Genomic DNA, 21107 nt, shown 5'->3' with positions numbered 1-21107 from the left:
TAGACCTAGATCAGGCTAGAAAGCTGCATTGAACGCGGTTCCGCGTTCCATTTTCCCTTCATCATCACGGAAGACTGCCAGCATGTTCGATGCCCTCATGATCAGCCGCGCGGATGGCGTGGTCACGACCCGGCTGGAGCAGGTCGATCCCGCCGCCCTGCCCGAAGGCGACGTGACGGTGGAAATCGACCATTCCAGCCTGAACTACAAGGACGCGCTGGCCATGACCCGTGGCGCGCCGGTGGTGCGGCAGTTTCCCATGATCCCCGGCATCGACCTGGCGGGGCGCGTGCTGCATTCCGATGATCCGGTCCACCGCCCGGGCGACCGGGTGCTGGCCACCGGCTGGGGGCTGGGGGAACGGCACTGGGGCGGGCTTGCCCGCATGGCGCGCCTGCCGGGGCGGTGGCTGCTGCCACAGCCTGCCGGGCTGACCGCGCGACAGGCCATGGGAATCGGCACGGCGGGCTTTACCGCCATGCTGTGTGTCATGGCCCTGGAGGATGGCGGCCTGACCCCCGCCAGCGGCCCCGTCATCGTCAATGGCGCGGGCGGCGGCGTGGGGGGCATGGCCATCATGCTGCTGGCGCAGCTGGGGTATCAGGTGGCGGCGGTGACCGGGCGGCCACAGTTGCATGCCTACCTGACCGGGCTGGGTGCCGCCGAGGTACTGCCGCGCGATACCCTCAGCCCCACCGGCAAGGCACTGGAAACCGCGCGCTGGGCGGGGGGAATCGACGTGGTGGGGGGCGAGGCGCTGGCCACCATGTGCACCTCCATCCAGTACGGAGGCACGGTGGCGGCCTGCGGGCTGGCGGGCGGGCTGACGCTGCCGCTGACGGTGGCACCCTTCATCCTGCGCGGCATACGCCTGCAGGGAATCGACAGCGTGATGTGCCCGCGCCCGCGCCGCATGACCGCATGGACCCGCCTTGCGCGCGATATCGATCCCATGCGGCTGGAAAGCATGCTGCATGACGCCCCGCTGGCTGATGCCATCGGCATCGCGCCACGCATCCTTGCCGGCCATATCCGGGGGCGGACCGTCATCAACATGGGCTGATCCGCACGTCATGACGGGAAAATGGCATTCCTGGGCGCTGCTTTTCTACGAAGGGCAGCGTTTTCCGAAGCTTTTTGAAAAAAGCTTCACCAAAAACTTCCTTATGATTTACAGGTCGTTTCAGGGAATGGCCTTTCAACACGCGCAATAAAAAACGGCATGCCCGCCGGGGCATGCCGTCCTTCATTCACCATCATGCCGCATCGGGCACGCAGCCCTGATTCAGTGGCAGGGGAAACCCAGCAGGTGACGGCCATCATGCACGAATTCATGCACGTAATGGCCGGAAATGAGGGAGGTCGCCCCCTGCTCGGCGCCCACGAAATAGAGCAGCAGCGACGCCAGCACCAGCCCGAACACACCCCACGGCAGCAGGTCGCGGACCGGGATGGAAACCTGCGGCGCGGCAATGGCGGCGCTGGACAGAACGGATGTATCTTGGCTCATACTGGTCACTCCATGGATCTCGTGCGACCCGGAGCAGCATGCGGGAGACGCGCCATGTCTGGCCGCCCTTCCCATAACCGGATCTGGGTCCATGTTTTCAAAATTGACATGGAAGGTCAATCATTCCCGTGCATATCCCACCCCTGCCCGACACGCACGGTCGCACGGCATGAACCAGGCCCTGACCTGTATCGCGCTGCCCGCCCCCGACTGCGTGCGCCGTGGCGTTTTCCCGATGCAGGGCGAAACAGGCCCGCTGCCCGCCGATCTTGCGCGATACGCCGAGGGCACCGGACTGCTCCTGCTGCCGCCCGCCATGCCAGCCCCCGGTATAGGCCACGGCCTGCCCGAACCGGCCCTGCGCACGGCTGATATGGGCGCGTGGCAGGGGCGGCCATTAAAAGACCTGCCCCCCGCCGACCTTGCACGCTGGGTTGCCGATGCCGGTTTTGCCCCGCCGGGGGGCGAGAGCCGGGCCGCGCACCTGCATCGCGTGGCCCGGTGGCTTGAAGCCCTGCCGCCCGTACCCGCACGGATCACGGTGATGGCCGACGCCACGGTGGTCCGGGCAATCGTGGTGGCCGCCCTTGGCGGCACGGCGGCCATGCTGTCGCGACTGGACATCGCCCCCCTGACCCGGATTCACCTGACCCGCCATGCCACATGGCGCGTGGCCGCCAGTGGCGCACCACTGCCATGACCGCATGGCATGCGCGACGGCCCCGGTTTTTTTGACAGCGCCGGGGCCGATCGTCTAAATCCGCCAGTGATGGTTCCCCCTGTCGGGGGAGAATAGGGAAGACGGTGCGCCATACCGGCAATGCCGTCGCTGCCCCCGCAACTGTAGGTGGCTATCGCCCGGCCGGTCCGCGTATCGCGGGCCGACATGCGCCACTGGTCCCCCGATCGGGACCGGGAAGGCCGCCGGGATCGAGGGTGCTGGCCCCAGCGCCCTCCGCCACAAGCCAGGAGACCTGCCATCATGTCCGCCCGCAGGCGGGCATAACAGGACCGAGATTCAGGAATCGCATGGCCGGCGGGGTGCCCGGCACGCGACAGGCTGCCCCCCTGCCATGCGCCGGGATGGCAGGCCATGACCGTGCACCCCGCCCACCGCTGCCCGCGCGCAGCAACGCCGCGAAAGGGCACGCACCGCAATGAGTACTCCCGCACCACCCGCGCCGATGGGTGCCGGCCCCGTTCACCTGCATGTCTGCGTGACCTGCCGCCGGGGCCTGCCCGCATCCGACAACCCGCCCGGACGCCAGTTGCATGACGCCATGCAGGTGCTGGCATCAGGCAGCGCGCAGGTTGTGGTGCATGAAGTCAACTGCCTTGCCGCCTGTAACGATGGCTGCACCGCCGTGGTGGCCATGCCGGGCAAATGGGGCTGGCTGCTGGCCAACCTTGGCCCGGAAAAGGCCGCCGACCTCATGACCTATATCGCCGCCTACGGCGCATCGCGCAGTGGCACCGTCATGCCGTCCCGCCGCCCCGCCAGCCTGTCGGACATGGTGCGCGGCCGTTTCCCCGCCACCCTTTTTTCAGGAACCTGAGCCATGACCCCATCCAACACGGCCCGCGCCAGGGTACCCGTTACCGTCATCACCGGCTTTCTGGGGGCGGGCAAGACCACGCTGCTGCGCCACGTTCTGGCCAATGCGCAGGGCCGGCGCATCGCCATCGTAGTCAATGAATTCGGCACGCTGGGCATTGATGGCGACACGCTGCGCGCCTGCGGCGTGGAAGGCTGCCGGGACGAGGACATTGTGGAACTGACCAACGGCTGCCTGTGCTGCACGGTGGCCGATGACTTCCTGCCCACCATGGAAGCGCTGCTGGACCGCGCGGCACCGCCCGACCATATCGTGATCGAGACTTCGGGACTGGCCCTGCCCAAGCCGCTGCTCAAGGCGTTTGGCTGGCCCACCATCCGCACCCGCATGACCGTCGATGGCGTGGTGACAGTCGTGGACGGCCCCGCCGTAGCCGCCGGCCGCTTTGCCGATGACCCCGACGAAGTCGCCCGCCAGCAGGAAGCCGACCCGTCGCTGGACCACGACAACCCGCTGGCGGAAGTGTACGAGGACCAGCTTCTGTCCGCCGACCTGGTGGTGCTGAACAAGACCGACCTCATGACCCCCGCGCAGGCCGATGCGGTGGAGGCTTCCATCCGCGCCGAAATCCCGCGCATGGTCAAGGTGGTGCGCGCGACCGATGGGCAGGTGGACCCGGCCATCCTGCTGGGCCTTGATGCGGCGGCGGAAGACGACCTTGCGGCCCGCCCGTCGCACCATGATGCCGAAGGCGGCGCGCACGAGCATGATGATTTCGAAAGCTTCGTCGCTCCCATACCCGAACAGGACAGTGTGGAAGGCTTCATCGCCCGCCTGAAAACACTGGCCGGACAGCACGACATCCTGCGCATGAAGGGCTACGCCACGGTGCGCGGCAAGGCGATGCGCCTTGCGGTGCAGGGGGTTGGCAGCCGCTTCCGCCACCAGTTCGACCGCGCCCTGTCCCCTGACGCGCCGCGCACGGGCAGCCTTGTGGTCATTGGCCAGAAGGGCATGGACCAGGCTGCCATTACGGCCGCGCTGGCGCAGGGCCTGGCGGCGGGCGACTGACGGAAACCGGCAGCCACCATGCACCTGCTTGCACGTGAGGTCCGCACGCTGGAGGACGGCGAACAGGCCGAAGACCTGGGGCACGCCCCGGCGGATATCGTGTTCCTGTCCTTTTCGGACAGTGACCTCCTGTGCCTGAACGCGGCCCATGTGGCACAGGGCGCGCCGGCCGCGACCCTGCGCACGGCCACGCTGTCGCGCCTGCTGCACCCCATGTCGATCGACCTGTACGTGGCCGACACGATCATGGAGTCGCGCTGCGTGGTGGTGCGACTGCTCGGCGGCGTGGACTACTGGCGCTACGGCGCGGAAGAACTGTCCCGTGCCTGCCAGCAGGCCGGAATCCCGCTGGCATTCGTGGCGGGGGACGGGCGCGATGATCCGCGCCTTGCGGCACTGTCCACCGCGCCGGAAGCCATGCGGGTCCGCCTCGACGCGCTCCTGCGCACGGGTGGCACGGCCAATATGCAGGCCGCCCTGCGGCTTATGGCGCATCTGGCCGGATGCGGGCCGGATGATGGGGCCGCCCCCGTTCCGCTGCCCCCTGCCGAGGTACTGCACGCCGCCGACCCGAACCTCCCGCTGCGGGCCATGGTGGTGTTCTACCGCGCGCACCTGCTGGCGGGGGACATTGCCCCCATCACGCAGCTTGCAACCCGACTGGCCCGCCACGGCATGGGGACTGACCTTGTCTATGTCACGTCGCTCAAGAACCCCGATTCCGCGCGTGTCGTGGCAGCACGGCTGGCGGCAGGCCCGCCGGATGTCATCATAAACGCCACGTTCTTTTCCGCCCGCGCAGGGGTGGACAACCGTTCCCCGCTGGACCTTGCGGGCGTGCCGGTGCTGCAGGCGCAGCAGCCGGGCATTCCCTTTGCTGTCTGGCGCGACAGCGTGCGTGGCCTGTCGCAGGCCGACCTGGCGATGCAGGTTGTGCTGCCCGAACTGGATGGCCGCATCCCCGCCTGCCCCATTTCCTTCAAGGAGGAAACCGCCCCCGGCCTGCCCGCGCGCCATGAACCCTATCCCGATGGCATCAACCTGACCTGCGCGCGCGCGGTGGGCTGGGCGCGGCTGGGGCATGAACCGCCCGCCACGCGACGGGTGGGCATCATCCTGTCCGATTATCCCGGCGCGCAGGGCGCGCCCACGGGACAGGCGGCGCATGCCGTGGGGCTGGACAGTTTCGCAAGCCTTGCGCACATCCTGCGCCTGCTGCGCGACGGTGGCTACGACACGGGCGATGCCGCCCTACCCACGCCGGATACGCTGGCCCACATGCTGGCACGCGCACCGGCGCGGCCCTTCGTTTCCGTCGCCACCTACCGCGAATGGCTGGCGGCGCTGCCCGCCGCACTACAGGACGGGCTGGCCGCATGCTGGGGCGCGCCGGAAGATGACCCGGCGGTAACGGATGGCCGGTTCTGCCTGCGCCATGTCCATATCGGGCGCATCCTCATGGCATTGCAGCCCGATCGCGGGGCCACGACCGACCGGCATGCGGGCTACCATGATCCCGACACGCCGCCCCGCCATGCCTATGTCGCGTTCTACCTGTGGCTGCGCCATGAACGCGGGCTGGACGCCATGGTGCATCTAGGCACGCATGGCACGCTGGAATGGCTGCCGGGGAAGGCCGCGGCCCCTTCGGCCACGTGCTGGCCATCGGTGCTGGTGGGGGGCATGCCGGTCATCTATCCCTTCATCGTCAACAACCCCGGCGAGGCAGCCGCCGCGCGGCGCAGGCTGGGGGCCGTCACGATCGGCCACATGACGCCCCCCATCGTGCCCGTTGGAACAGCCGGGGCCGATACGGGCGACCTTGAGCGCCTGATTGACGAATATGCCGCGGCCGACGGGCTGGACCGCAGGCGCGGGGCGATCCTGCGCGGGGAAATCCTGCAACGCGCCGACAGTCTTGGGCTGCTCAATGAATCCGGCGTGGCCCGCACGGATGACGAGGACGAAGCCCTCGCCCGGCTCGACGCCTATCTGTGTGATGTCAAGGACCTGCAGATCCGCGACGGGCTGCACGTATTCGGCTGCCCGCCCCCCCGCGCGCCCGAACTGGCGCAGGCCATTGCCCGGTCATGCGGCGGGGTGGCGACGGACGACATCACCAGGCGCCTGCTGGCCTGCGGCACGGCGGAAGGCACGGCGCTGCTGGCGGCCCTTGACGGGCGGTTCGTCCCGGCGGGGCCTGCGGGCGCGCCCACGCGGGGCCGGGCCGACGTGCTGCCCACGGGGCGCAACCTGTACGCCATGGACCCGCGCGCCATTCCCACCCGATCCGCCATGGTGCTGGCGCAGCGCACGGCCGCCCTTTTGCTGGAAGGGCACCTGCAGGATCAGGGCGAGCCGCTGCGCAGCGTGGTCATTGACCTGTGGGGATCGGCCAGCCTGCGCACGGGGGGCGAGGACCTGGCCCTTGCGCTGCTGCTGATGGGGGTGCGCCCGGTATGGGATGGCGCGTCAGGCCGGGTGACGGGAATCGAGATCATGCCCATGGCCGAACTCGACCGCCCGCGCGTGGATGTGACGCTGCGCCTGTCGGGCCTGTTCCGCGACGCCTTTCCGGGGCAGATCGCCCTGTTCGAACAGGCGGTGCAGGCCGTGGCCGCACGCGGTTTCGAATCCCCCGGCCTCAACCCGCTGGCGGCGCAGGCGGCGGGGCTGGCGGGAAGCGCGTTACAGGCCGCGACCGCGCGCATGTTCGGCGCGGCGCCGGGCAGTTACGGCACCGGGGTGGAAGACCCGCTGGCGCGTGGTGAATGGGTGACACGGGATGATCTGGGCCGGGCATGGCTGGAGGGTTCGGCATGGACCTATGGCGGCGAGCGGGAGGGACAGCGCCAGCCCGACGCCCTGGCCGCGCGCATGGCCGGGGCGGCGGTGGTGCTGCATGTGCAGGACAATGCCGAAACCGACATTCTGGAAAGTGCCGACATGGCCACCCATGAAGGCGGCATGGCGGCGGCGGCCAGCCTGCTGGGCAATGCGCCGCGCCTGCTGCATGGCGATACCTCCCGCCCCGATGCGCCGCGCCTGCGCGCCACGGCACAGGAAGTGGCCCGGGTTACGCGCGGGCGGCTGGCCAACCCGGCATGGCTGGCGGGCATGCGCCGCCACGGCTATCGGGGCGCTGCCGAAATCGCACGCGGGGTGGAGGCGCTGCATGGCTTTGCCGCAACCATGCCCGCACGCTTTGACCGGCAGTTTGACCTGACCTTCCACGCCCTGCTGGATGATGCGGAAACGGACGCCTTCCTGCGCCACGCCAACCCCGATGCCCATGCCGCCATCCGCCGCCTGCTGGCCGATGCCCTGCGCCGGGACCTGTGGCGGCCCCGCAGCAATTCCGCCGGCATGCTGCTGGATGATACGCCGCCATGACCACGGCCCCCGCCATACGCGGCTGGTGCCCCGGCCTGCACACCCCGATGGAAGCCGCCGATGGCTGGCTGGTGCGCGTGCGCCCGCCGCTTGGCCGCCTGTCAGCGGCACAGGCCCGGCAGATTGCCCGCGCCGCCGCAACCCATGGCAACGGGCTAATCGAACTGACCAGCCGGGGCAACCTGCAACTGCGCGGCCTGACACCCGGCAGCGCGCGCGCCTTCGCCCGTGACATGCAGGCGGCGGCCCTGGCCAGCAATGATGCCGCGACCGAGGCCCGGCGGAGCCTGCTGCTCTCCCCGCTGGCGGGAATCGACCCCGACGCCGCACCCGATGCGCCGGATGTGATCCGCGCGCTGGATGCGGCCCTTGCCGCTGCCGATACGCTGCGTGGCCTGCCGGCCAAATTCGTGATTGCGGTGGAATGCGGCGGACATATCCCGGCGGGCACGCTGCGGGCGGATATCGTCGCCCGCGCCACGGGTGCCGGGTGGATGGTGGCGTGCGGCGATCGCGCGCTGGCCTGCCCCGGCGCGGATGTTGCGCGCATTGTCGTGGCCGTGGCGCATGCGCTGGCGGCGATGACGCCCGCCAGCCGCCCCCTGCGCGATCCCGCGCTGGGCCGGGCCGCCTTTGCCCGTATCGGGATGGCCGATACCACAACAGCCCCCTCCGCCTGTCCTGACCGGCCCGTGCTGGCAGGCCCCCTGCCCGGCCACGCCATGGGTATTGTACTGCCGCCCGGCCCCATTACGGCCGATATGATGGAAGACATCGCGCGGTGGTGCGACAGGCACGGCAACGGCCATATGCGCATCGCCCCGTGGCGGGCGATCGTGCTGGAACAGTGTGATACGCCGCCCGCCCTGCCCGGCCTGATGACGCAGGCGGATGATCCACGCCTGCGCATATGGGCATGCATCGGCACGCATGGCTGCGCGTGCGCCACGCGCGACGTCATTGCCGATGCCCATGCGCTGGCCCCCGGCCTGCCGCCGAGTGTCAGCCTGCATGTGTCGGGATGCGCCAAGGGATGCGCCCATCCCGCCCCCGCCGACATCACGCTGGTGGCGGGGCCGGACGGCTACGGCCTGTGCCCGCATGGCCGGGCGGACAATACGCCTGTGGACATCGGGCTTTCACTGGCACAGATACATCCGATCGTGCGGGGCTGGTCCCGGCACCCCACCGATCCCACCCCACGCAACGGGAGAACTGAACCGGCATGACCCCGCAGACGGAACCGTACGACTACATCCATGACGGGGCGGCGATCTATGCCCGTTCCTTTGCCATCATCCGCGCCGAAGCCGACCTGGGCGGACTGAGCGAGGCGGAAGCCCGCGTGGCCGTACGCATCATCCACGCCTGCGGCATGGTGGATGTGGTGAAGTCCATCCGCATGTCCCCCGATTTTGTAAGCAGCGCGCGCACCGCCCTGCTGGCGGGCAAGCCCATCCTGTGCGACGCCAACATGGTGGCCCATGGCGTGACGCGCGCGCGCCTGCCCGCCGACAACCCGGTCATCTGCACGCTGCGTGACCCGCGCACGCCGGTCATCGCCCGGGAAATCGGCAATACCCGCTCGGCCGCGGCAATGGACCTGTGGGGCGACCAGCTTGATGGCGCGGTGGTGGCCATTGGCAACGCGCCGACCGCGCTGTTCCACCTGCTGGAAATGATCCGCGCGGGGGCACCCCGGCCGGCGGCGGTCATTGGCATGCCGGTCGGTTTTGTCGGTGCCGCGGAATCCAAGGAAGCGCTGGCGGAATTTGGCGACCTGCCGTTCATCATCGTCCGTGGCCGCCTGGGTGGCAGCGCCATGGCGGCGGCCACCGTCAACGCGCTGGCGAGTGAGGCGGAATGAACGCCAGTCCTGCTGCGGGCCGCCTGTCCATCCTTGGCATGGGGCCGGGGGACCCGGAACTCATGACCCTCAAGGCCGCGCGCATACTGCGTGAAAGCCCGGTGGTGGCATGGTTCTGCCGCCATGACCGCCCCGGCCATGCCCGCCAGATCGCGGGCGACATGCTGCCCGGACTGGCCGAGACCCTGCGCTTCGCCTATCCCTTCACCACCGAAATCGCGGTCAGCGACCCGGCCTATCTCGTGCGCATGGCGGCGTTTTATGATGAATGCGCCGAACAGATCGCAACCCGCCTGCAAAATGGCCGGGACGTGGCCCTGCTGTGTGAAGGGGACCCGTTCCTGTTCGGCTCGGCCATGTATGTGTTTGACCGGCTGCATGAACGCTTTGCCTGCACCGTCGTGCCCGGCATTACCGCCATGGGCGGGTGCTGGTCGGCGGCGCGCCAGCCGATGGTACATGGGGATGACGTGCTGTGCGTCATTCCCGGCACGCTGGATGAGCCGGAACTGGCCACATGGCTGGAACGCGCGGATGCCGCCGTCATCATGAAGCTGGGCCGCAACCTTGAAAAGGTGCGCGCCGCCCTTCGCCATGCGGGGCGCGAGGATCGCGCGATCTATGTCGAACGCGCGACCCAGCCGCAGCAGCGCTGGATGAAACTGACCGACATGACGGGACCGGCACCCTATTTCTCCATCATCCTTGTCCCCGGGCGGGAGGACGCGCGATGACGCGGGCGGGCGGGCGCATCTTCATCGTGGGGCTTGGCCCCGGCGCGCCGGAACAGGTAACGCCGCAGGCCAGTGCCGCGCTGGCGCAGGCAACCGACCTGATCGGCTACGCGCCCTATGTCGCGCGGGTCGAGGCCGGGCCAGCGGTCGTGCGCCATGCCTCCGACAACCGCGTGGAACTCGACCGCGCGCGCCATGCCATTGAACTGGCGCTGGCGGGGCGGAACGTGGCAGTCGTATCCGGCGGGGACGCGGGCGTATTCGGCATGGCCAGCGCGGTGTTCGAGGCCATCGACCACGGCCCCGCCGCATGGCGGGAGGTGGATGTCACGGTCATACCGGGCGTTTCCGCCGTGCTGGCCGCCGCCGCCCGGCTGGGCGCGCCGCTGGGGGGGGATTTCTGCGTCATTTCCCTGTCCGACAACCTCAAGCCACGCGCGGTGGTGCATCGCAGGCTGGCGGCGGCCGCCGGTGCGGGGCTGGTCATTGCGCTGTACAACCCGCGATCGAAGGCACGGCCCGACCAGCTGGGCGCGGCGCTGGACCTGCTGCGCGGCATCCTGCCCGGTGATGTGCCGGTGGCCTTCGCCCGCGCCATCGGCCGCCCGGACGAACGGGTGATCCTGACCGATATCGCCCATGCCGACCCCGAACAGGTGGACATGAGCACGCTGGTGCTGATCGGCTGCCCGCTGACCCATGTGATCGACCGCGCGGATGGCGGCAGGTGGCTCTATACCTCCCGCCGGGTGGGGGAAGCGTGCGCATAAAGGCGCTCCAGCCACGCCATGGCCGCTGTTGCATCCGCCACGGTGGGGGCGGCGGCCACGGGTGGCCGGTCCACCATGATGACCGGCAGGCCGAGCGCGCGCGCCGCTGCCAGCTTGGCATAGGTGGCGGCACCGCCGGAATTCTTGGTGATGACCACATCAATCCGTTCATCGCGCAGCAGGGCCTCCTCCGCCGCGACATCAAAGGGGCCGCGCGCCTGCAGCACCCGCGCGCCGGGCGGCAGCAGGGATGCATCGGGCCGGTCCACGCTGCGCAGCAGCCAGTCATGCCCGCCTGCATGATGGAAGGGCAGCAGGTCCTTGCGCCCCACCGTCAGCAACACGCGCCGTGGCGTGGTGCCCAGTGCGCGGGCGGCGGCCTGCATGTCGTCCACCCGTATCCAGCGGTCGCCTTCAACCGGCGTCCAGCCGGGGCGTTCCACGCGCAACAGCGCGACACCGGCCCGCGCGCATGCCTGCGCGGCATTGCCACTCATGCGCACGGCAAAGGGATGGGTGGCGTCGATGACCGCATCCGTCCGATGCGCCACAAGCCAGTCCCGCAGGCCATCCACCCCGCCAAACCCGCCGATCCGGACCGCAAGCCGTGGCAGGACCGGCGCGCGCGTGGCCCCGGCGAGGGAGACCGTGACATCAAAACGCGCGCCCGCCTGTTCCAGCAGGCCGTAAAGCTGACGCGCCTCCGTCGTGCCGCCCAGAACCAGAACCCGCATCCCTTTCCCCTCGCATTCAACGGGGCCTGCGCATGACCAGCCCATGGCTGCATGTTATCGGCATTGGCGAAGACGGTGTCGAGGGGCTGCCCCCCGCGTCCCGCGCCCTGATCGCGGGGGCTACGCTCGTGGTTGGTGGCGCGCGCCATCTTGCGCTTGCCGCATCGGTGATAACCGGGCGCACGCTGGCATGGCCGCATCCCTTTGCCGATGGCATAGCCCGGGTGCTGGCCCATCGGGGGCAGCCGGTCTGCGTGCTGGCGTCGGGCGACCCGTTCCTGTTCGGGGTGGGGACCACGCTGCGCCGCCATGTGCCGATGGGGGAAATGGCCTGTCATCCCGCACCCTCCTGCGTGGCGCTGGCGTGCAACCTGCTGGGCTGGGCGGAGCAGGATGTCGGTATCCTGTCCCTGTGCGGCCGCCCGATGGCGGCCGTGGCCCCTGCCCTGCAACCCGGTGCGCGGCTGGTGGTGCTGTCGGCGGATGAAGGCAGCCCCGCCCGGTTCGCCCGCTGGCTGCATGAACGCGGTTTCGGGCCATCCACCCTGCATGTGCTGGGCGCCCTTGGCGGGGCAGGCCAGACACACCACACCGCAACAGCCACGCAGATGGCGGCGGATGCGCCCCCTTTCCCCCGGCTGAACCTGATGGCGCTGGATATCGTGGCCACGCGCGATGCGCTGGTCATCCCGCTGGCCTGCGGCCTGCCTGATGAGCTGTTCGCCCATGACGGGCAGATCACCAAGCGCGAGATCCGGGCCGCGACCCTGTCCGCCCTTGCCCCGCGACGGGGCGAGGTCCTGTGGGACATCGGGGGCGGTTCAGGGTCCATCAGCATTGAATGGATGCTGCGCCACCCGGCCAACCGGGCCGTCGCCATTGAGAAATCGGCCGACCGCCGCGCGCGTATCGCCCATAATGCCCTGACCCTCGGCGTGCCCGGCCTGCATGTCGTGGCGGGGGCAGCGCCTGCCGTCCTGCCCACCCTGACAACCGATGACCTGCCCCCGCCCGACGCCATTTTCATTGGCGGCGGCATAAGCAATCCCGGCATGCTGAATGCTGCATGGCATGCCCTGCGCCCCGGCGGGCGGCTGGTCGCCAACGCCGTGACACTGGAAAGCGAGGCAGCCGTCATCGCCGCCCATGCCCGTTGGGGCGGCACGCTGACGCGCATGCAGGTGGAACGGCTGGAGGCCATCGGGCGCTTCCACGGTTTCCGTCCCGGCATGACCGTAACCAGCTATGCCGTCACCCGCACGCCGGACGCAACGGCATGATCGTCGCGGGACTTGGCCTGCGCAGCGGGTGTGCTGCAGACGTGATCGTTGGCCTGCTGCGCGAAGCCCATGCACGTTGCGGCCTGCAGCCCGACCTTGTGGCCGTGCCCGCCTTCCGCTACCGCGAAGCCGGGTTGCAGGCCGCACTCGCCCGGCTGGGCCTGACGCTGCGCGCCGTAACGCCTGATGAACTGGCCACGGCCCAGCCGCGCTGCGTCACCCGTTCCGCCCGCGCGCAGGCGGCGCTGGGGGTGGCGTCGGTGGCGGAAGGCTGCGCGCTGGCGGCGGCGGGACCGCATTCACGACTGATCGTGCCGCGCCTGACCGGCACCCACGCAACATGTGCCATGGCACAGGGAGAGGACGCATGACCGTACACTTCATTGGCGCAGGCCCGGGGGCTGCCGACCTGCTGACCCTGCGCGGGCGCGACCTGCTGGCGAAATGCCCGGTCTGCCTGTACGCAGGCTCCATCGTGCCGGTTGAAATGCTGGAACACTGCCCGCCCGATGCGCGGCTGGTGGACACCGCCCCCCTGACGCTGGACCTGATCGAGGCGGAATACATCAGGGCGCATGCGGCGGGGCAGGACATTGCCCGCCTGCATTCGGGCGACCTGTCGGTCTACAGCGCCGTGGCCGAACAGATCCGCCGTCTGGACCGCCACAACATCCCGTGGACCATGACGCCGGGCGTGCCCGCCTTTGCCGCCGCCGCGTCCGTGCTGGGGCGCGAACTGACCGTGCCCGAAGTGGCGCAGAGCGTGGTGCTGACCCGCGTCAGCGGCCGGGCATCAGCCATGCCGGAGCGTGAAAAGCTGGCCGCCTTCGGCGCGACCGGGGCGACTCTTGCCATCCATCTGGCCATTCACGTGCTGGACCAGATCGTGACGCAGTTGACGCCATTTTATGGCGCGGACTGCCCCGTGGCCATCGTGGCGCGGGCGACATGGCCCGATCAGCTGGTGCTGCGCGGCACATTGGGGGATATCTGCCAGAAACTGGCGGAAAACCCGATCGAACGCACGGCGCTGGTGCTGGTGGGCCGGGCGCTGGGCACGCATGATTTCCGTGAAAGCGCGCTGTACAACGCCGATTACCACCGCCGTTTCCGGTCCTGAACCACAGGTCACCCCGGATAACAAAGACAAAAGTTTTTGGTGAAGCTTTTTTCAAAAAGCTTCGAAGAACGCCGCCTTTTTGAAAAAAGGCGGCACCCAAAAACTTTTACTTTTCATCAAGGCGTTATTCTAAACTACATAGGGACCATGCCGGGCGACAAGCTGGCCCGCGCGGTCGAACAGCAACACATCCAGCATGCACCCGCTTCCCGCCAGCACGTCGCGCGCGGTGGCCCATGCCCCACGCGCCACTGGCGGCCCAAGGGCGATTCCCGCCTGCTGCGCCAGCACGAAGGCGGCGGCGACGGAATGGGCCTGCGCAATGGCGTCCACCAGCGCATCAGGGGCGCCAATATCCCGCGCAAGGTCGGCCAGACGGGCCATGTCCGCCTGCCCCCGGCGGGAATGCAGGTCCAGAAACCCCTGCGCCAGCTTGGTCATCTTGGCCACGCCACCGCCAATGGTCACACGGCCCACCGGGTGGCGGCGCAGGTATTTCAGCAGGCCACCGGCAAAATCCCCCATTTCCAGCATGGCTTCCTCCGGCAGGGCGTACAACGCCCGCGTGGCCCGTTCCGACACATCGCCCGTGCAGCCCGCCACATGCGGCAGGCCCAGCGCGCGCGCCACGTCCACGCCGCGATGGATGCTGTCAATCCACGCGGCACAGGAAAACGGCACCACGATCCCCGTCGTACCCAGGATGGACAGCCCGCCCATGATCCCGAGCCGGCCATTGAGCGTATGCCGCGCCATCTCCCGTCCCCCCGCGATGGACACCGTGACCACCGCATCCGCCTCCCGTCCCGCCGCGTCACGCAGGGCGGTGCGGATCATGCGGCGGGGCACGGGGTTGATGGCCGGTTCGCCCGGCGGGATGGGCAGGCCGGGCAGGGTCACGGTGCCCACGCCCGCGCCCGCCTGGAACACCACGCCACGGCCCGGCGGCCCACGGCGCACATCCACGCGCACATGCGCGCCATGGGTCACGTCCGGGTCGTCGCCCGCGTCCTTCACCACCGCAGCCCATGCGCCATCGCCCGCATGCCCATGGGCGGCCAGCGCGAAGGCCACGTGCTGCCCGCCCGGCAGGGTAATGGTCACCGGATCGGGAAATTCGCCCCCGCACAGCCCGACCCACGCGGCACGGGCGGCGGCAGTGGCGCAACTGCCTGTGGTCCATCCCCGGCGCAGGCTGGTATGGGTATGCTCCATCTGGGTGATCTTCTCTCCCTGCGGGGCAAAAGGGGACCCCGCTCACCACGGTCTAGCAGGAACGCACATGATGACACGAGGGCTGATGATAGCCGCGCCCCGATCAGGCGGCGGCAAGACCACGCTGACGCTGGCCCTGCTGGCCGCCCTGCGCCGCAGGGGCGTTGCGGTGCGCGGGGCCAAGACCGGGCCGGACTATATCGATCCCGCCTTTCATGAAGCGCTGACGGGACGTTCCAGCCTCAACCTGGATAGCTGGGCCATGCCACCCGCGCTGCTGGATGATGTCATGGCGCAGGCCAGCACGGCGTGCGAGATACTGGTGACCGAAGCCTCCATGGGGCTGTTTGACGGGCTTATGGAACCACGCGGCGCCCGTGGCGCACCGGCAGATATCGCCGCGCGTCTTGGCCTGCCGGTCGTGCTGGTGCTGGATATTTCGGGACAGGGGCAGTCGGCGGCGGCGACCGCGCTGGGTTTTGCAACACTTGATCCTGCTGTCCGGATCGCGGGCGTGATCCTGAACCGCGTCGGCTCCCCCCGCCATGCCGCCATGGCGACACAGGCCATTACCGCCACGGGCATACCCGTGCTGGGCGCGTTCGGGCGCGATACGCAGCTACAGATGCCCGAACGCCATCTGGGGCTGGTTCAGGCGCGTGAGCATGGCGGGCTGGACGAACTGGCGGACCGGCTGGCGACACAGGCGGAACGCGACCTTGACCTGGACGCCATACTGGCCTGCGCCCTGCCGCCGCGCATCGCCCCCATGGTGCCCGCAGTCATCGCCCTGCCGCCACCGGGGCAGCGGATCGCGGTGGCGAATGATGCGGCCTTTTCCTTCCTGTACGCGCATATCATGTCGGGCTGGCGCCGGGCGGGAGCGGAGATCCATTTTTTCTCTCCCCTCAATGACGAAGGCCCGGATGAAGGCTGTGACGCCTGCTGGCTGCCCGGTGGCTATCCTGAACTGCATGCGGGGCGGCTGGCGGCGGCAGGGCATTTCCGCCATGCGCTGGCGCGCTTCGCCCGGACCCGGCCGGTGCATGGGGAATGCGGTGGCTTCATGGTGCTGGGGGAAAGCCTGACCGACAAGGCCGGTGTGACGCATCGCATGACCGGCCTGCTGGGGCATGCCACGTCCTTTGCCACACGCCGCATGAACCTTGGCTACCGCAGCGCCACGCTGCGCCATGACTGCGCCATCGGCCGGGCGGGGACGGTCCTGCGCGGGCATGAGTTCCATTACGCCACCGTGACCAGCCCGGGCAGTGATGCCCCGCTGGCGGAGATGCGTGACGGATATGGCGACCCCCGTGGCACGGGCGGGGGCTTGCGCGGGCTGGTATCGGGCACGTTCTTCCATGTGCTGTCCACGCTGCCTGCAATGCAGGCGGATACTACATGCGCCACGGACATACCCGTACCCGCCATGGCGCAGGTATCGGCACAAACATGATGGACAACATTACCACCAGTATTTAATAATAATTATCACTTACTTTTATTGTCCGGATCGTATCGCCTTATGCGACTGAGTGACCTGCCACGCGGAACCGACGCCGTGATTGACAGCGTTGATGACCCCGGCGGCGCCGACCCCGTGGCCCAGAGACTGCGTGAACTCGGCTTCGTGCCGGGTGAGGCGGTGCGCGTTGTCGCGACCGCTCCGCTGGGTGGCGACCCGCTGGCGGTACGCATCGGCTTCACGCGCTTTGCCCTGCGCCGTACGGAAGCCGCCCGCGTGAATGTCCATCCGGCGGGGCCACAGGCATGACCCCCCTCAACATCGCACTGGTCGGCAACCCGAACTGCGGCAAGACGGCGCTATTCAACCTGCTGACCGGCAGCAGGCAGAAAGTCGCCAACTACGCCGGCGCCACGGTGGAACGCAAGGAAGGCTGGTTCACCACGCCCGCGGGCCATACCGTGCGGCTGCTGGACCTGCCCGGTGCGTACAGCCTGAACGCCACCAGCCCCGATGAGGCCGTGACCCGCGATGTCTGCGCCGGCACCTACAGGGGGGAGGCCGCACCCGACCTGCTGGTCTGTGTTGCCGATGCGACCAACCTGCGGCTGCACCTGCGTTTCGTGCTTGAAATGCGCGCCCTGGGCCGCCCGGTGGTGCTGGCGCTGAACATGATTGACGCGGCACAGCGCAATGGCATGGAAATCGACCTGCCACGCCTGCAGGCCGAAATCGGGATGCCGGTTGTGCCCACGGTGGGCATCCGGCGCGACGGGGCGCGCAGCCTGCTGGCGCGGCTTGATGACTCGCTGCCCCCGGTGCCCACGCCCCTGCCCGCCGGCACGGACCTGCATGCGATGGTGCGCCAGATCCTGTCGGACTGCGTGACCCAGTCCACCCCCCTGTCCGACCGGGTGGAAGAACGGCTGGACCGCTGGGTGCTGCACCCGGTCTGGGGGCCGGTCATCCTGATCGTGCTGCTGTTCTTCATGTTCCAGGCGGTGTTCGCGTGGGCGCAGCCGCTGATGGATGGAATCGACGCAGGCATGGGCTGGCTGGGGCAGCAGGTCGGGCGGTTGCTGCCCGATGGCCTGCTGCGCAGCCTGATCGTGGATGGCGTGATCGCGGGTGCGGGCAGCGTGGTGACGTTCCTGCCGCAGATCCTGATCCTGTTCGCATGGATACTGGCGCTGGAGGAATCGGGGTACCTGCCGCGCGCGGCATTCCTGCTGGACCGGCTCATGTCCTTCGCGGGGCTGAGCGGACGGTCCTTCATCCCGCTGCTGTCCAGCTTCGCCTGCGCCGTGCCCGGCGTCATGGCCACGCGCACGATCCAGAACCCGCGCGACCGGCTGGTGACCATCCTGATCGCGCCGCTCATGACCTGTTCGGCGCGACTGCCGGTCTATACGCTGCTGATCGGGGCGTTCATTCCCCATCGCGACATTGCCGGGTTCCTGAACCTGCAGGGGCTTGTCCTGTTCGGGCTGTACGCGCTGGGCATCGTATCGGCCGTGGTGGTGGCGCGCGTGCTGCGCTGGCGCAACCCCGACCGGCAGGAAGCCACCCTGCTCATGGAGCTGCCGGCCTACCGGCTGCCCAACCCGCGTGACCTTGCGCTGGGGCTGTGGGAACGGGCGCGCATATTCCTGATGCGCGTGGGAACGACCATTGTCTCGCTCACGGTGCTGCTGTGGGGGTTGTCCAGCTTTCCCGCCCCGCCGCCGGGCGCGCCGGGACCTGCCATCGACTGGAGCCTTGCGGGCCGGATCGGCCACCTGATGCTGCCGGTCTTCGCGCCGCTTGGCTTCAACTGGCAGATCTGCGTGGCCCTGATCCCCGGCCTTGCCGCGCGTGAGGTCGCGGTGGGCGCGCTGGCCACGGTCTATTCGCTTGGTTCCGGCACGGATACCGATCAGGCCGCGGCCCAGCTTGGGCAGATGCTGCCCACGCACTGGAGCCTGGCCACCGCGCTGTCGCTGCTGGCGTGGTATGTGTATGCGCCGCAATGCGTCGCGACCCTTGCGGTCATCCGGCGCGAAACCGCGTCATGGCGGGTGGTGGCGCTGGCGGCGGGATATTTGTTCGCCCTGGCCTATGCGGCGGCGTTCCTGACCTACCATATCGCACGGATGCTCTGATGCACCTCGCAACGCTGTCCCAGACGCTGCTGGCCTGCGGGCTGGTCGGGGCCTGTGCGCTGTACTGGGCGGGACGGCTGTTTCCCGCGCTGGCCCAAAAAGGCTGGTGGCGGGCGGCGGGCGTACTGCGGCGGCTCCATGCCCCGCCTGCCCTGATCCGGCATGCCACACGGCGCGCGACCCCGCGCACCGCCGGGGGCTGTGGCGGGTGTTCGGGCTGCGGTGGTGATCGCTGCCCCCCGATAAACCGGCCAGGTAAAGATGCGCATTTAAAATAAATGACGTGATGGATCAGCGCGGCGGGGTGGGATATATAGACCATCCGGTTTTGGTCATGATTGCGCTATGGGTCATTTTTATATAAAGTACGAATAAATATTATTCCATATTATTGGAAACATTGGCCTTTCGGTCATATGATATCTCGTTGACCGCTGCTACCACGCTCTGCCTGCCTTGATTGCCTGACGGCATGTACGGCAAGCAGCATGATCAGACTGTCCCATATTGCATGCCCCCGGTCCGCACGGCTTGTGGCGGCGGCCCGTCCTTGTCCCTTTTGCGAGGTAATTCAATGTCCAAGCCTAACCTGAGCGCTGAAGTCCTGATTTCGGCACTGGAACAGGCCATAGACGCAACCGTTATTATTGATGACAAGAACCATGTCATTTTTTTCAATAGCGCTGCGGAAAACCTGTGGGGCCTGGACAAGAAGGACGTGCTTGGCCAGAACGTGAACGTGCTGGTGCCCATGGCGCATCGCGGCAGCCATGACGCGTTTGTGGACCGCAGCCGTTCCAGCAACCAGAACCGCATTGTCGGCACATCGCGTGAGGTGGAGTTCACCCGCAGCGACGGGGAATACATCTGCGGCGAGCTGTCGCTGTCGAAGGTCGTGACCGATGACGGGCGCATCTTCTTCATGGGGGTGATGAAGAACGTCACCAACGAAAGCCAGCAGCGCAAGATCCTGATCCTGCAGAACGACGTGCTGCAGGCGCTGGCCAGCGACATGCTGATACAGGACGTGGCCGACCTGCTGTGCCGCCGGGTGGAAAGCTTCGTGCCCGGCACGGTTGCGGTACTCATGCTCATTGCGCCCGACGGGCAACTGCGCGTATTGTCCAGTCCCACTTTGCCGAAGCGGTACCGGGCTTCGCTGGAAAGCCTGTACATTTCTTCTTCCGAGCTGGAAAAGCTGCGGCTGGATTCCAACTACGCCACGCGACTGGTATGGGACAGCTACCGTTCGCTTGGCATCTCGCTGGGGTTGCAGCAGTGCTTCTGCACGCCGGTGTGCACGCGGTCGGGCCAGGTAAAGGGCATTTTCGCCCTCTACGCGCGTGAGGACCAGGGCCGCAACACATGGCCACAGCGCATTGTCGATTCCTGCATTCCCTTCTGCGCGCTGGCGTTCGAACAGAACGCGACGCAGGAACATATTTCCCACCTTGCCAATTTCGACAGCCTGACCGGGCTGCTCAACCGCTCCTCGGTCCACAAGGTGATCGAGAGCATGATCAACAAGCAGGATGGCAACCGCCAGTTCGCCATCTTCATGCTCGATATCGACCGCTTCCGCGATATCAACGACGCGCTGGGCCATGTCTATGCCGACCAGTTCCTGATCGAGATCGCGGCCCGTATCCGCGCCATCTCGCTGGACGGGTATGTCATCAGCCGCTCCGGCGGGGATGAATTCGTGGTGGTGGTGCCCAACTGCCCCAACAAGGAGGCCACGGCGTTTGCCGAGCGCCTGCTGGCCACCATATCCAAACCCATGCAGATCGGACAGAACACGCTCACGATTTCCTGCTCGATCGGCATCAGCTCCTATCCCGATAACGGGCCGGACAGTGAATCGCTGCTCAGCACGGCGGATGTGGCGCTGCGGCAGGCCAAGGAAAACGGGCGCGGCACCTTCCGCTTCGCCAACCTGGAAAAGAACCAGGTGGCGCAGGACCGGCTGGTGCTGGGGTCCGCGCTGCGCGATTCGCTGGCCAAGGGCATGCTGCAACTGCATTACCAGCCGCAGGTGCGCACGCATACGCTCGAACTCAGCGGTGTCGAGGCCCTGTCGCGGTGGCACCATCCGACCCTTGGCAACATCTATCCTTCCCGCTTCATCGCGGTGGCGGAGGAAACCGGGCAGATCGAGGCCATTGGCCGCTGGTCGCTGCTGGAAGCGTGCCGCCAGATCGTGAAATGGGACCGCGACGGCATCCATGTGCCCACGGTTGCGGTCAAC

20 protein-coding genes and 1 riboswitch are annotated in these 21107 nt (G+C 68.2%); of the genes, 17 read left to right on the top strand and 3 right to left on the bottom strand.

The genetic code is table 11. The features are described 5' to 3' along the window. Positions 1 to 82 precede the first annotated feature (82 nt). Positions 83 to 1063: an acrylyl-CoA reductase (NADPH) gene (acuI, locus tag CFR76_RS13775; protein ID WP_110557559.1), complete on the top strand. Its 981-nt coding sequence runs from the start codon at positions 83 to 85 to the stop codon at positions 1061 to 1063. A gap of 222 nt (positions 1064 to 1285) precedes the next feature. Here acuI and CFR76_RS13765 read toward each other — a convergent pair whose 3' ends face one another. After that, positions 1286 to 1510, bottom strand: a complete 225-nt coding sequence (locus tag CFR76_RS13765; RefSeq protein ID WP_110557548.1) for a CbtB domain-containing protein — start codon at positions 1508 to 1510, stop codon at positions 1286 to 1288. A 169-nt stretch (positions 1511 to 1679) separates the two neighbouring features. Here CFR76_RS13765 and CFR76_RS13760 point away from each other — a divergent pair, with 169 nt between their 5' ends. The 8 genes from CFR76_RS13760 to cobJ all read left to right on the top strand — a co-directional run bounded on the left by CFR76_RS13760 (position 1680) and on the right by cobJ (position 10901). Further along, positions 1680 to 2210 (top strand): histidine phosphatase family protein, encoded by a 531-nt coding sequence (locus CFR76_RS13760; protein ID WP_110557547.1) that lies wholly within the window; start codon positions 1680 to 1682, stop codon positions 2208 to 2210. Positions 2211 to 2263: 53 nt separating this feature from the next. Then, positions 2264 to 2506, top strand: a riboswitch (cobalamin riboswitch). Positions 2507 to 2667: 161 nt separating this feature from the next. Continuing rightward, positions 2668 to 3066 (top strand): DUF1636 domain-containing protein, encoded by a 399-nt coding sequence (locus CFR76_RS13755; RefSeq protein ID WP_110557546.1) that lies wholly within the window; start codon positions 2668 to 2670, stop codon positions 3064 to 3066. Positions 3067 to 3069: 3 nt separating this feature from the next. Then, on the top strand, positions 3070 to 4137 hold the full coding sequence (gene cobW / locus CFR76_RS13750; protein ID WP_110557545.1) for a cobalamin biosynthesis protein CobW: 1068 nt from the start codon (positions 3070 to 3072) through the stop codon (positions 4135 to 4137). A gap of 18 nt (positions 4138 to 4155) precedes the next feature. Next, positions 4156 to 7530 carry a cobaltochelatase subunit CobN gene (cobN, locus tag CFR76_RS13745; RefSeq protein ID WP_110557544.1) on the top strand — a complete coding sequence of 1125 codons (3375 nt, stop codon included), beginning with the start codon at positions 4156 to 4158 and terminating at the stop codon, positions 7528 to 7530. Beyond that, the gene (gene cobG, locus CFR76_RS13740; RefSeq protein WP_110557543.1) at positions 7527 to 8759 is read left to right on the top strand and encodes a precorrin-3B synthase; all 1233 of its coding nucleotides are present in this window, start codon (positions 7527 to 7529) and stop codon (positions 8757 to 8759) included. Before cobN ends, cobG begins: the two co-directional genes overlap by 4 nt. Next, entirely contained in the window at positions 8756 to 9397 is a 642-nt protein-coding gene (locus CFR76_RS13735) for a precorrin-8X methylmutase (protein WP_110557542.1), read from the top strand. The genes cobG and CFR76_RS13735 overlap by 4 nt, the downstream gene beginning before the upstream one ends. Continuing rightward, complete coding sequence (locus CFR76_RS13730) at positions 9394 to 10131, top strand: precorrin-2 C(20)-methyltransferase (protein WP_110557541.1); 738 nt, start codon at positions 9394 to 9396, stop codon at positions 10129 to 10131. Before CFR76_RS13735 ends, CFR76_RS13730 begins: the two co-directional genes overlap by 4 nt. Then, on the top strand, positions 10128 to 10901 hold the full coding sequence (gene cobJ / locus CFR76_RS13725) for a precorrin-3B C(17)-methyltransferase (RefSeq protein ID WP_110557540.1): 774 nt from the start codon (positions 10128 to 10130) through the stop codon (positions 10899 to 10901). The genes CFR76_RS13730 and cobJ overlap by 4 nt, the downstream gene beginning before the upstream one ends. Here the strand turns inward: cobJ and CFR76_RS13720 are convergent. Then, positions 10865 to 11635: a cobalt-precorrin-6A reductase gene (locus tag CFR76_RS13720; RefSeq protein ID WP_110557539.1), complete on the bottom strand. Its 771-nt coding sequence runs from the start codon at positions 11633 to 11635 to the stop codon at positions 10865 to 10867. The two genes, cobJ and CFR76_RS13720, sit on opposite strands and share 37 nt — an antisense overlap. A gap of 32 nt (positions 11636 to 11667) precedes the next feature. Between CFR76_RS13720 and cbiE the strand changes: the two genes are divergently transcribed. The 3 genes from cbiE to cobM are packed head-to-tail and all read left to right on the top strand — an operon-like array spanning position 11668 to position 14035. Then, entirely contained in the window at positions 11668 to 12915 is a 1248-nt protein-coding gene (gene cbiE, locus CFR76_RS13715) for a precorrin-6y C5,15-methyltransferase (decarboxylating) subunit CbiE (RefSeq protein WP_110557538.1), read from the top strand. Then, positions 12912 to 13286: a cobalamin biosynthesis protein gene (locus CFR76_RS13710; RefSeq protein ID WP_110557537.1), complete on the top strand. Its 375-nt coding sequence runs from the start codon at positions 12912 to 12914 to the stop codon at positions 13284 to 13286. The genes cbiE and CFR76_RS13710 overlap by 4 nt, the downstream gene beginning before the upstream one ends. Further along, positions 13283 to 14035 (top strand): precorrin-4 C(11)-methyltransferase, encoded by a 753-nt coding sequence (gene cobM / locus CFR76_RS13705; RefSeq protein ID WP_110557536.1) that lies wholly within the window; start codon positions 13283 to 13285, stop codon positions 14033 to 14035. The genes CFR76_RS13710 and cobM overlap by 4 nt, the downstream gene beginning before the upstream one ends. 129 nt (positions 14036 to 14164) lie before the next feature. Here the strand turns inward: cobM and CFR76_RS13700 are convergent, their stop codons facing one another. After that, the gene (locus CFR76_RS13700; protein ID WP_110557535.1) at positions 14165 to 15250 is read right to left on the bottom strand and encodes a cobalt-precorrin-5B (C(1))-methyltransferase; all 1086 of its coding nucleotides are present in this window, start codon (positions 15248 to 15250) and stop codon (positions 14165 to 14167) included. Between the two features lie 70 nt (positions 15251 to 15320). Here CFR76_RS13700 and CFR76_RS13695 point away from each other — a divergent pair, with 70 nt between their 5' ends. From CFR76_RS13695 to CFR76_RS13675, 5 genes are all read left to right on the top strand, one after another. Continuing rightward, positions 15321 to 16709 (top strand): cobyrinate a,c-diamide synthase, encoded by a 1389-nt coding sequence (locus CFR76_RS13695; protein ID WP_244191953.1) that lies wholly within the window; start codon positions 15321 to 15323, stop codon positions 16707 to 16709. A 69-nt stretch (positions 16710 to 16778) separates the two neighbouring features. Then, positions 16779 to 17027, top strand: coding sequence for a FeoA family protein (locus CFR76_RS13690; RefSeq protein WP_110557533.1), 249 nt, complete (start codon positions 16779 to 16781; stop codon positions 17025 to 17027). Further along, positions 17024 to 18859, top strand: a complete 1836-nt coding sequence (feoB, locus tag CFR76_RS13685) for a ferrous iron transport protein B (RefSeq protein WP_110557532.1) — start codon at positions 17024 to 17026, stop codon at positions 18857 to 18859. The genes CFR76_RS13690 and feoB overlap by 4 nt, the downstream gene beginning before the upstream one ends. Further along, on the top strand, positions 18859 to 19137 hold the full coding sequence (locus tag CFR76_RS13680; RefSeq protein ID WP_110557531.1) for a DUF6587 family protein: 279 nt from the start codon (positions 18859 to 18861) through the stop codon (positions 19135 to 19137). Before feoB ends, CFR76_RS13680 begins: the two co-directional genes overlap by 1 nt. Positions 19138 to 19433: 296 nt before the next feature. Then, positions 19434 to 21107: diguanylate cyclase domain-containing protein (locus tag CFR76_RS13675; RefSeq protein ID WP_110557530.1), on the top strand; the 1674-nt coding region annotated here is incomplete at its 3' end.

It is taken from the genome of Komagataeibacter swingsii, from assembly GCF_003207895.1.
Classification (GTDB): Bacteria; Pseudomonadota; Alphaproteobacteria; order Acetobacterales; family Acetobacteraceae; genus Komagataeibacter; species Komagataeibacter swingsii.
This window is presented reverse-complemented; position numbering and strand designations above follow the sequence as displayed.

Excerpts from the sequence above, each read along its gene's own strand:
- acuI (WP_110557559.1), top strand. The coding sequence starts at position 83 with ATGTTCGATGCCCTCATGATCAGCCGCGCGGATGGCGTGGTCACGACC.
- CFR76_RS13765 (WP_110557548.1), bottom strand. The coding sequence starts at position 1,510 with ATGAGCCAAGATACATCCGTTCTGTCCAGCGCCGCCATTGCCGCGCCG.
- CFR76_RS13760 (WP_110557547.1), top strand. The coding sequence starts at position 1,680 with ATGAACCAGGCCCTGACCTGTATCGCGCTGCCCGCCCCCGACTGCGTG.
- CFR76_RS13755 (WP_110557546.1), top strand. The coding sequence starts at position 2,668 with ATGAGTACTCCCGCACCACCCGCGCCGATGGGTGCCGGCCCCGTTCAC.
- cobW (WP_110557545.1), top strand. The coding sequence starts at position 3,070 with ATGACCCCATCCAACACGGCCCGCGCCAGGGTACCCGTTACCGTCATC.
- cobN (WP_110557544.1), top strand. The coding sequence starts at position 4,156 with ATGCACCTGCTTGCACGTGAGGTCCGCACGCTGGAGGACGGCGAACAG.
- cobG (WP_110557543.1), top strand. The coding sequence starts at position 7,527 with ATGACCACGGCCCCCGCCATACGCGGCTGGTGCCCCGGCCTGCACACC.
- CFR76_RS13735 (WP_110557542.1), top strand. The coding sequence starts at position 8,756 with ATGACCCCGCAGACGGAACCGTACGACTACATCCATGACGGGGCGGCG.
- CFR76_RS13730 (WP_110557541.1), top strand. The coding sequence starts at position 9,394 with ATGAACGCCAGTCCTGCTGCGGGCCGCCTGTCCATCCTTGGCATGGGG.
- cobJ (WP_110557540.1), top strand. The coding sequence starts at position 10,128 with ATGACGCGGGCGGGCGGGCGCATCTTCATCGTGGGGCTTGGCCCCGGC.
- CFR76_RS13720 (WP_110557539.1), bottom strand. The coding sequence starts at position 11,635 with ATGCGGGTTCTGGTTCTGGGCGGCACGACGGAGGCGCGTCAGCTTTAC.
- cbiE (WP_110557538.1), top strand. The coding sequence starts at position 11,668 with ATGACCAGCCCATGGCTGCATGTTATCGGCATTGGCGAAGACGGTGTC.
- CFR76_RS13710 (WP_110557537.1), top strand. The coding sequence starts at position 12,912 with ATGATCGTCGCGGGACTTGGCCTGCGCAGCGGGTGTGCTGCAGACGTG.
- cobM (WP_110557536.1), top strand. The coding sequence starts at position 13,283 with ATGACCGTACACTTCATTGGCGCAGGCCCGGGGGCTGCCGACCTGCTG.
- CFR76_RS13700 (WP_110557535.1), bottom strand. The coding sequence starts at position 15,250 with ATGGAGCATACCCATACCAGCCTGCGCCGGGGATGGACCACAGGCAGT.
- CFR76_RS13695 (WP_244191953.1), top strand. The coding sequence starts at position 15,321 with ATGACACGAGGGCTGATGATAGCCGCGCCCCGATCAGGCGGCGGCAAG.
- CFR76_RS13690 (WP_110557533.1), top strand. The coding sequence starts at position 16,779 with ATGCGACTGAGTGACCTGCCACGCGGAACCGACGCCGTGATTGACAGC.
- feoB (WP_110557532.1), top strand. The coding sequence starts at position 17,024 with ATGACCCCCCTCAACATCGCACTGGTCGGCAACCCGAACTGCGGCAAG.
- CFR76_RS13680 (WP_110557531.1), top strand. The coding sequence starts at position 18,859 with ATGCACCTCGCAACGCTGTCCCAGACGCTGCTGGCCTGCGGGCTGGTC.